This window comes from Alicyclobacillus pomorum DSM 14955 (assembly GCF_000472905.1).
GTDB classification, from domain to species: domain Bacteria; phylum Bacillota; class Bacilli; order Alicyclobacillales; family Alicyclobacillaceae; genus Alicyclobacillus_A; species Alicyclobacillus_A pomorum.
In genome coordinates, this window is the sequence record NZ_AXAR01000017.1 from 55,475 (window position 1) to 61,573 (window position 6,099).

A 6,099-nucleotide genomic window follows, 5' to 3' on the forward strand; every position below is an offset into this window, starting at 1 on the left:
ATATGTAGAAAGCCATTTCAAAACCGATCCGGTCGAAATTGAGACACGTCCAACCTAGGGTGCCCGTCGGTTACCATCTGTGCCAGCACTTCGCCCACCGCGCTTGCAAACTTGAAGCCATGGCCAGAGAAGCCGGAGGCCAGGTGCACGTGCGGGTATCCAGGGTGGTTCCCGATGAGAAAATGTTCGTCGGGTGTCATGTTGTACATACAGACTTTTCCTTCTTTGAGTGGACCGCTGGTTCCCGGTAAGAACTCGGCCAGGAATTGGCGTAACTCCAGATCTTCCGCCTCTCCCGTGTGAAACGTCCGATCCACCATGTCCGGCGTACAGGGGCTTCCCCCGTCGTGCCTCCCAACTTTCACACCGTCCCCGAAATCTGGAAATCCGTAAAACCACGCGCTCTGCGTTTGCACACAAAAACCTGGAAAGTGCGGTGCCCGGTACAGCGATGGGGCCAAGTTCGTTTCTGGATTCGTCCGATACCAAGCGAACACTTTCCGCAACGGCTGCATCGGAAGTGCCCACTCCGGAAACCAGCGGTTGAGTACAGCGGGCGTTCCTGCGCCTGTACACAGCAACAGATGTTGGCCTCGAAATGTCTCCCCATTCCACGAGACCTCCACGCTGTCTGGGAAAAGTTTGATGTCGTCCAATGATCCGCCAAAGCGGGTTGTTGCACCGTGACGCAGACAACCTTCCTTATACGCCATGAGGCATCGTTCGCTGAAGAGGACACCGCCTAAGGGATCAAACTGGGCCATGTATTCTTCCGGCATGGCGAGGCCAGGCCAACGGTACACGGCTTCCGAACGGGTGAGCCGCTCGAAGGGGAGGCCGTGTTCGCGAACGCTTGATTCAACGCCCTCGATACTGGTGGCACCTAGGTGCATGATGTTCAATACGCCGACTTTTGCGAACAGTGGAGTGGGCTCCTTTTGGTGGGCGTCCGCCCACTCCTGTTCCAACTCCGTCCAGAGTTGACGCGCGCGTAACGCGAGCGGAACGTACGTCGCTCCTTCCGCATACGCGATGCGGATGAGCCGTGTGGAACCATGGTGGCTTCCGAAGGTGTGCGGTGGCTCGTGGGGATCCAGCAGGAGGACCTTGACGCCTTGTTTCGACAAATAATAGCCTGCAGCAAGTCCCATGGAACCGGCGCCAACAACAATCGCTTCGTACGGTGTGCGTATGCTCATTCGTGCGCTCTCCTCTCGTTCATCTATTGTCACAAGTATGTGATGTTTCTGTCTATGAGACAAGGAGGAGCTACGTGCGTCGACTCAGCCATGTTGATACGTTACAGGCTGATTTTTACGCGGATTAGACATACTTATCGATTTTCTCTGATAATTGCGCCATCTACCATTTTGACAGGTCTGTGAACACCATTGTGACTAGTTCATGAACTTGTGTCGAAAGACGCTGGCATGACGCGAAATCGGGCGTATTCTGTGATTTGCAAGGGAGTCCATCTGGACTAGTCAGAGGGTCGAAACGGCGCATTGACACGCGCGTTCGTGCCCGAGAGAGATTGTTCGATATTGCTAGGAAAGGAGAGGGGTGCAGTGTTTCGAAGACTTCCCGCGCACCTCGGCAAGATCTCGGCCATCGTTGCCGCGGCTACAGTACTTCTCACAGGCTGCAGTCCGGAATACGCAGTATTAAATCCGGTCGGCCCTGTCGGGAAGACAGAAGAACATCTCATTATTCTCTCAGCCATTTTGGTTGCAATTGTAGTCATCCCTGTACTCATTTTGCTGGCCATTATTGTCTATCGGTACAGAGATAAGCCAGGCAACAGGGCCCCCTATTCCCCGGAATGGGTGGACAGTAAGACGCTGGAGTATGTGTGGTGGGGAATCCCCATCATCATTATCGCGATTCTCGGTGCCTTTACAGCGAAGACCACGTTCTCGCTGACCAAACCGCCGGAAGCGAACGTGAAGCCTATCACCATTCAGGTCATTTCGCTGAACTGGAAGTGGTTGTTCGAGTATCCGGATCAGAAAATCGCTACGGTCAACTACTGTGAGATTCCGACGGGCGTGCCTGTGCAGTTTGAGTTGACCTCCGACGCACCGATGAACTCGTTCTGGATCCCGCAGTTGGGCGGTCAGGAATACACGATGCCCGGCATGGCCATGCGGCTCTGGCTGCAGGCGGACAAACCAGGCAAGTACAACGGATACGGGGCCAACTTCACGGGTGCCGGATTTGCCCACATGAACTTCCAGGCCGTTGCGGTATCTCAATCCGACTTTAACGCTTGGGTGAAGCACGTGAAGACCTCGTCGCCCGTGTTGACGAAGGCTGGATACAACGAACTGAAGAAGGATGGCTTGGCCAAAGAGGCTTCGTATTCTGCATATCCACCTGGATTGTTCAACGGCGTCGTGATGCAAAACGGCGGCCAATACATGTACGGCAGTCAGACACCGAGCAACTCCAACAGCACGAAAAACAGCTCGGGCAACATGTCGAACATGAACATGGATATGTCGAATATGAACATGGGTCACTGACGAGAGGAGGAAACACCTGTGAACACCGTTCCACATTGGGGGATTTTCATTACGGAACCCATGATTCTCGGGTCCGATGTGATGATTGTCCTGACGAGTGTGGCGATTGTCTTCGCGCTGACGAAGTTCAAGAAATGGGGCTGGTTGTGGCGCGAATGGCTGACCACCGTTGACCATAAAAAGATTGGCATCATGTACATGATTGCAGCGTTGCTCATGCTCTTCCGCGGCGGTGTGGACGCAGAGCTCATGCGTACACAGCTGGCACTTCCGAACCTGTCCTTTCTGGATGCGGAGCACTATGACGAGATCTTTACGACACACGGCACCATCATGATTCTGTTCATGGCTATGCCGTTCGTCTTTGCGTTGTTCAACATTGTTGTACCACTGCAGATTGGCGCACGGGACGTGGCTTTCCCGTACCTGAACGCCATCAGCTTTTGGCTGTTCTTCTTTGGCGCATTCTTGATGAACATTTCGTTTGTCATTGGTGGTTCTCCAGACGCTGGTTGGACCAGTTACCCACCGCTCTCGGAACTTGGCTTCAGCAACGGGCCAGGCCAAAACTACTACCTGCTCGCGCTGCAGATTTCGGGTATTGGTAGTATTGCAACGGGTATCAACTTCCTTGTGACGATTTTGAAGATGCGCGCTCCGGGTATGACCCTGTGGCGCATGCCGCTGTTCACGTGGTCGGTCCTGGCGACTTCTATTTTGATTCTGTTCGCGTTCCCGGCTTTGACGATTGCTCTCGCCTTGTTGTTGTTGGACCGCACACTCGGTACGCACTTCTTCACCATGCTGCATGGCGGCAATCCGATGATGTTCATCAACCTGTTCTGGATTTGGGGTCACCCCGAAGTGTACATCGTCATCCTGCCTGCGTTTGGCGTGTTTTCCGAAGTCATTTCCACGTTCTCGCGGAAAGCGACGTTCGGATACGGATCCATGGTGTTCGCGCTCGTGGCCATCAGTATCGTCGGCTTCCTCACCTGGGTGCACCACTTCTTCACGATGGGTGCCGGCGCTGACGTTAACACGTTCTTTGCCATTGCAACCATGGTCATCGCCATCCCGACGGGGGTCAAGGTGTTCAACTGGTTGTTCACCATGTACCGAGGTCGGATTCGCATGACGCTGCCCATGATGTGGGCCGTTGCGTTCATTCCGTGCTTTGCGATTGGTGGCGCGACCGGCGTCATGCTCGCTGTTGCACCGGCGGACTACCAGTACCACAACAGCTACTTCCTGATTGCGCACTTCCATCAGGTGTTGATTGGCGGTACGGTCTTCGGCATGATTGCCGGCATGTACTACTGGTGGCCGAAGATGTTCGGTTTCTTGCTCGACGAACGCCTCGGCAAGTGGGCCTTCTGGTTCTTTAACATTGGTTTCTACGTCTGCTTCCTGCCGCAGTACGCACTGGGGCTCATGGGTATGACGCGTCGTATCTACACGTACCCAGCAGGACTCGGCTGGACCGTCCCGAACTTCATCTCGACCATCGGGGCGTACCTGATGGGCATTGGGTTCCTGTTCATCGTCTGGCAGGTCATTTACAGCGTCAAATACGGTGAACGCGATGTGACGGGCGATCCGTGGGATGGCCGCACGCTGGAATGGTCTTTGCCATCACCGGCGCCGCACTACAACTTCGCCACCATCCCGACCATTGAGGGACGTGACGCTTGGTGGATGGCGAAGCAAGGACAACTCGATAAGAACGCCTTCCTTCCAAAGAAGAGCGATATCAAGCCGATTCACATGCCGAAGAATTCGGGGCGTCCATTTATCCTGTCCATCTGTTTCTTCATCATCGGCATTGGGCTTGTGTTTGGCGTCGTTCCGTTTGATGTGATTGGTGGCCTTGGCGTTGCCTTCTGTATGTTCCGGCGTTCGTTTGAATACGACACCGACTACTACATTCCAGTGGATGAAGTTATCCACACGGAATCGGCACTGGGGAGGTTGCAAGGATGACCACGCTCGCCCATAACAACGTGGAGCACCACCACGGGGCCGGGGACCATGTTCACGTGGATTATCCCGAGAGGCCCATTGAATACCAGACCCAAGACGGCGCTCTCAAGATTTTAGGTTTCTGGGTTTTCCTGGCGACGGACCTGATCTTGTTCGCCTGTTTGTTTGCAACGTTTATCGTGTTGCGCACACATACAGACGGGGGACCGACGGGCAAAGAGTTGTTCGACGTCCCCATCTTCACGGCAGAAACGCTCATCTTGTTAACGAGTAGTTTTACGGGTGGCTTAGCGACCTTTGAGATGCACCGCGGCCATCGCAACCGAGTCATTGGCTGGTTGATTATCACCGCGCTGCTCGGATTGTCCTTCGTCGGTCTCGAGGTCAACGAGTTCGTTCACATGGCCATGGAGGGCGCAACGATGCAGCGCAGCGCTTTCCTGTCCGCTTTCTTTACGCTGGTTGGAACGCACGGATGCCACGTGTCGCTCGGTATTCTCTGGATGACGGGCATCATCATCCAGCTGTTCCAGCGCGGAATTACGCCAATCACGGCGCGCAAGGTGTACATTGTCAACATGTACTGGCACTTCCTCGACGTCGTGTGGGTGTTCCTGTTTACCATTGTCTACTTGATGGGGGTGATGTGAGATGGCGAGTCAACATCAAACGCCGACGGCCCATCATGAGCCGTCGTTTCCCTGGCAGTACGTCATTGGGTATGTGCTTTCACTGGTGCTGACGGTCATCCCACTCTGGTTGGTGCTTGACCACGTGCTCACTCCGACGCCGTTGACGATAGGGATTCTGTTCTGTGCCGTATTGCAGATTTTTGTCCAACTGTTCATGTTTATGCACTTTACGCACGGGGATGGCAGTGGGGAGCCTGCCTATCAAACGGTGGTCCTCTCGATTGGGTTCTTCTTCACCGTTGTGTTTGCCGGTGCTTCGATTTGGATTATGTCGTTCAGCTCACAAGTTCAATAGCAGGACGTGTGAGAATTTGCACATAGAAATGTGCGGTGTCGGAACATACTAGGAAGGAGGTGTCGCTCATGTCAGTCGCGCGAGCAGAGTCACTCGCAGTGAAATCAACGGTGGACAGTTCCTTCTGGAACATTGTGAAAGCCTATGTCACATTGACCAAACCTCGCATTACAGCGTTTGTGGTGTTGACGGCCTACTGTGCGGCGATTGCCGCACAGCGCGGTTTGCCCAGCTTTCGGGTGGCAGCGGCGTTGGTCATCGGATTGGCGCTTTCTTCGGGCGGATCGGCCGCCATCAACATGTGGTACGACCGCGATATCGACAAAGTGATGAAGCGGACGGCCAACCGCCCCATCCCGATGGGACTGGTTCCGGCGTGGGCGGCTTTGTGGTTCGGGTTAGCGCTTGGCGTTCTCTCCGTGGTGGTTTGCGCAGTCTGGTTAAACACCACGACGGCGGTGTTGTCGGTGGTCGGGTTCATCTACTACGCGGTCATCTACACGATGTGGCTGAAGCGCAGCACACCACAAAACATCGTGATTGGGGGCGGCGCTGGCGCAGTGCCGCCGCTCATGGGATGGGCCGCAGTCACGGGGCACGTGAG

Annotated in this window: 6 protein-coding genes; 5 read left to right on the forward strand and 1 reads right to left on the reverse strand. The window is 54.7% G+C overall.

Going from position 1 to position 6,099, the window contains the following annotated elements:
- Window positions 1-17: 17 nt before the first annotated feature.
- Entirely contained in the window at window positions 18-1,199 is a 1,182-nt protein-coding gene (gene solA / locus YWK_RS0115080; RefSeq protein ID WP_035467223.1) for an N-methyl-L-tryptophan oxidase, read from the reverse strand.
- A 369-nt stretch (window positions 1,200-1,568) separates the two neighbouring features.
- On the opposite strand from solA, the gene YWK_RS0115085 reads away from it, so the two are divergent.
- From YWK_RS0115085 to YWK_RS0115105, 5 genes are all read left to right on the forward strand, one after another.
- On the forward strand, window positions 1,569-2,525 hold the full coding sequence (locus tag YWK_RS0115085) for a ubiquinol oxidase subunit II (RefSeq protein ID WP_156909171.1): 957 nt from the start codon (window positions 1,569-1,571) through the stop codon (window positions 2,523-2,525).
- 60 nt (window positions 2,526-2,585) lie between these two features.
- Window positions 2,586-4,508 carry a cbb3-type cytochrome c oxidase subunit I gene (locus tag YWK_RS0115090; protein ID WP_051375649.1) on the forward strand — a complete coding sequence of 641 codons (1,923 nt, stop codon included), beginning with the start codon at window positions 2,586-2,588 and terminating at the stop codon, window positions 4,506-4,508.
- Window positions 4,505-5,158: a cytochrome o ubiquinol oxidase subunit III gene (cyoC, locus tag YWK_RS0115095; protein ID WP_026965458.1), complete on the forward strand. Its 654-nt coding sequence runs from the start codon at window positions 4,505-4,507 to the stop codon at window positions 5,156-5,158. Before YWK_RS0115090 ends, cyoC begins: the two co-directional genes overlap by 4 nt.
- A 1-nt stretch (window position 5,159) precedes the next feature.
- The gene (locus tag YWK_RS0115100) at window positions 5,160-5,495 is read left to right on the forward strand and encodes a cytochrome o ubiquinol oxidase subunit IV (protein WP_035467224.1); all 336 of its coding nucleotides are present in this window, start codon (window positions 5,160-5,162) and stop codon (window positions 5,493-5,495) included.
- Window positions 5,496-5,563: 68 nt separating this feature from the next.
- Window positions 5,564-6,099 (forward strand): protoheme IX farnesyltransferase (locus YWK_RS0115105; RefSeq protein ID WP_169727196.1); only part of this gene is annotated, 536 nt, incomplete at its 3' end.

Coding starts and splice junctions, on each gene's coding strand:
- solA (WP_035467223.1), bottom strand. CDS start 1,199: ATGAGCATACGCACACCGTACGAAGCGATTGTTGTTGGCGCCGGTTCC.
- YWK_RS0115090 (WP_051375649.1), top strand. CDS start 2,586: ATGATTCTCGGGTCCGATGTGATGATTGTCCTGACGAGTGTGGCGATT.
- cyoC (WP_026965458.1), top strand. CDS start 4,505: ATGACCACGCTCGCCCATAACAACGTGGAGCACCACCACGGGGCCGGG.
- YWK_RS0115100 (WP_035467224.1), top strand. CDS start 5,160: ATGGCGAGTCAACATCAAACGCCGACGGCCCATCATGAGCCGTCGTTT.